This window comes from Dietzia sp. CW19, from assembly GCF_014145265.1.
GTDB lineage: Bacteria > Actinomycetota > Actinomycetes > Mycobacteriales > Mycobacteriaceae > Dietzia > Dietzia natronolimnaea.
On sequence record NZ_JAALEE010000391.1, the window covers coordinates 1 to 1623 of the forward strand.

The 1623-nt window shown below is 71.2% G+C and carries 2 protein-coding genes; one reads left to right on the forward strand and one right to left on the reverse strand.

The annotated features are described in order from the left end of the window. Positions 1 to 2 precede the first annotated feature (2 nt). Positions 3 to 1268, reverse strand: a complete 1266-nt coding sequence (locus G6021_RS11945) for a pyridoxal phosphate-dependent aminotransferase (protein WP_182641373.1) — start codon at positions 1266 to 1268, stop codon at positions 3 to 5. Between the two features lie 96 nt (positions 1269 to 1364). Between G6021_RS11945 and G6021_RS11950 the strand changes: the two genes are divergently transcribed. Next, positions 1365 to 1623 (forward strand): winged helix-turn-helix domain-containing protein (locus G6021_RS11950; protein WP_182641374.1); only part of this gene is annotated, 259 nt, incomplete at its 3' end.

The following is a 1623-nucleotide window of genomic DNA, read 5'->3' on the forward strand; positions in this document are numbered from 1 at the left end:
GCTCACGCGGGCAGCGGGGTCCGCGCCGGAGTGCCGGGCTGCCGGTGGAGGCCGGCACGCCGCTCGAGGTACCCGGCGATCTTGCCGATCGCGCTCTCGAGCACCGGCGCCTCGGGCAGGCACACGATGCGGAAGTGGTCGGGCTCGGGCCAGTTGAAGCCGGTGCCGTGGGTCACCAGGACGTGCTCGGAGCGCAGTAGGTCCAGCACCAGTTCCTCGTCGCTGCCGATGCCGAACCTCTCGGTGTCCAACCGGGGGAAGCAGTAGAGCGCACCGCGGGGCGCCACGCAGCTCACGCCCGGGATGGCGTTGAGGCGCTCGGTCGCCAGTGCGAGTTGTCGCTCGATCCGGCCGTCGGGGTCGATCACGTCGGCACCCCACGGTGAGTCCTCGGCCAGCGCGACCGGGATCGCGTACTGGCCCGGGACGTTGGGGCACACCCGCATGTTGGCCAGCAGGGTGAGCCCTTCGAGCAGGTCCTGCGCCCGATCGAGGGGCCCGGTCGCGGCGACCCAGCCGGCCCGGTATCCGCACACCCGGTACGCCTTGGACAGGCCGCCGAAGGTCAGGCAGAGCACGTCGTCACCGGCGGCCAGCGCCGCGTGGTGATGGCGGGCGCCCGAGAAGATCACCTTCTCGTAGATCTCGTCGCTGAGCAGGACGAGCCCGTGCCGACGGGCGATGTCGGCCATCCCCCGGACGGTCTCGGCACTGTAGACGGCGCCGGTCGGGTTGTTGGGGTTGATCACCACCAGTGCGGTCGTCCGCGGCGTGATCTTGGACTCGATGTCCGCCAGCGAGGGGTTCCAGCCGTCGGACTCGTCCGCCAGGTAGTGCACGGGCACGCCACCGGTGAGGTTCACCGCGCCGGTCCAGGTGGGGTAGTCCGGTGCCGGGACCAGGATCTCGTCGCCCGGATCGACCATCGCCTGCAGGACGAGCGTGATGAGCTCGCTCACCCCGTTGCCCAGGAACACGTCCTCGGCGCGGATCCCGGGCACTCCCCAGCGCCGGTAGTGGTCGGCCACGGCTGCCCGCGCCTGCGGGATGCCTCGCGAGTCCGAGTAGGCCTGGCCCGTGCCGAGTTCGCGGGCCACGGCATCCACGATCTCGGGCCGGGCCTCGAGACCGAACGGGTGCATGTTCCCCAGGTTCAGTCGCAGGATGTCGTGGCCCTCGGATTCCAGCCGCATGGCCTCGGTGAGGATCGGACCGCGGACGTCGTAGCGCACGTCGCGGAGGCGTCGGGATTGGCGGTAGATCTGCATGTGGACCATCACATCGCCAAAGTGGACTGGCGGGAAGGTCCACTTATCGCAGACCCGTGAGACCACTTTCCGGCCTCGCGCGCCTAGGCTGAGCGCATGGCCCGCACCGCCCGTCCCGGATCCCTGGTCCTGGGCGAGGTCTCGGGCACCGCGGATCTGGTGGACGCGATCATCGACCTGATCTCCGACGGTTCCCTGGCCGACGGCGACAGGCTGCCCTCCACGCGCGCGCTCGCCGAGCAGGCCGGGCTCTCCCGCGGCACCGTGGTCCGGGGGTTCGACGAGCTCTCGGCCGCCGGCTTCGTCGACTCCGTCCATGGGTCGGGCACCCGGGTCGCCGCCGGGGCGGGTCAGG

Excerpts from the sequence above, each read along its gene's own strand:
- G6021_RS11945 (WP_182641373.1), bottom strand. The coding sequence starts at position 1,268 with ATGCAGATCTACCGCCAATCCCGACGCCTCCGCGACGTGCGCTACGAC.